Origin of the sequence: Lachnoclostridium sp. An196, assembly GCF_002160135.1 — a bacterium.
In the GTDB taxonomy this organism is placed as follows: domain Bacteria; phylum Bacillota; class Clostridia; order Lachnospirales; family Lachnospiraceae; genus Hominiventricola; species Hominiventricola avistercoris.
The window spans coordinates 1-804 of sequence record NZ_NFJZ01000029.1 but is presented as its reverse complement, the minus strand read 5'-3'; the positions used below and the strand labels follow the sequence as shown (position 1 = coordinate 804).

Annotated in this window: 1 pseudogene; it reads right to left on the bottom strand. The window is 45.8% G+C overall.

Features of this window, described 5'->3' with window-relative positions:
- Positions 1-804: pseudogene (locus B5F29_RS17355) on the bottom strand (helix-turn-helix domain-containing protein); the annotation flags it as partial.

Below are 804 nucleotides of genomic sequence, written 5' to 3'. Positions count from 1 at the left end.
GTCAGCAAGGTCTTTTTTGATTCCCTGGAAGAATGGACCGTATCCATTTGGACATAGCCTGTAAGGGCAAGGGAACAGAAGTCACGATATAATCGGTTGGTAAAGACTGCCCTGTCTGTGATCTGTGTTTTATGGCACTTTCTTGGTTTGAAATGGGCTTTCCGCTTCAGATCTATGTTCCTTGCCGTAAAGAGTCCCTGGTCAAGATACGAATACAGGGTACGGACGGACATATCCAGCTCCGGATGGTTTGCCAGGATATGATAGGGAGACTGTCCCTGTTCGATCAGTGGGGAAATGATCTGGTCCTTTTTGTGAAGCTCCCGTTTGGTCATGTTGATCCCTGTTCTGGAATCCCGGAGTTTTTCCCGGTATTTTCTGTCAGCGAATCTGGCGTTATAAGAGTATTTATGTGCAATGGTGCAGTGATTGATTTTTTCGTACAGCCGTTGCAGACATAAGGAGCCCGGTCAAGCCTTACGCAGCGCTCTTTTTCAAAGTCTCTGCAGGTTTGGTTGCAGGTAGGACAGGATGCGCATTTGATTCCGCACAGGACAATCTTTCCGCAGGCATTAGTCTTCTTGCAGTGATAGCGGTGAATACAGAAGTTTTTGGCGTTATAGAAAGTCCCTTTGTGATACCAGTCTGAGAGACGGTGAGCCCTGACTTCTTTAGAGATTGTGGTAGGATCCTTGCACAGGAACCTGGCAATATCCTTAAAGGAAGTGCCCTTATTCAGTTCGTTTTCGATATAGATACGGTTTTCAAGGGTAAGGTGTTTTTGGTTACCAGGAATATATTTAC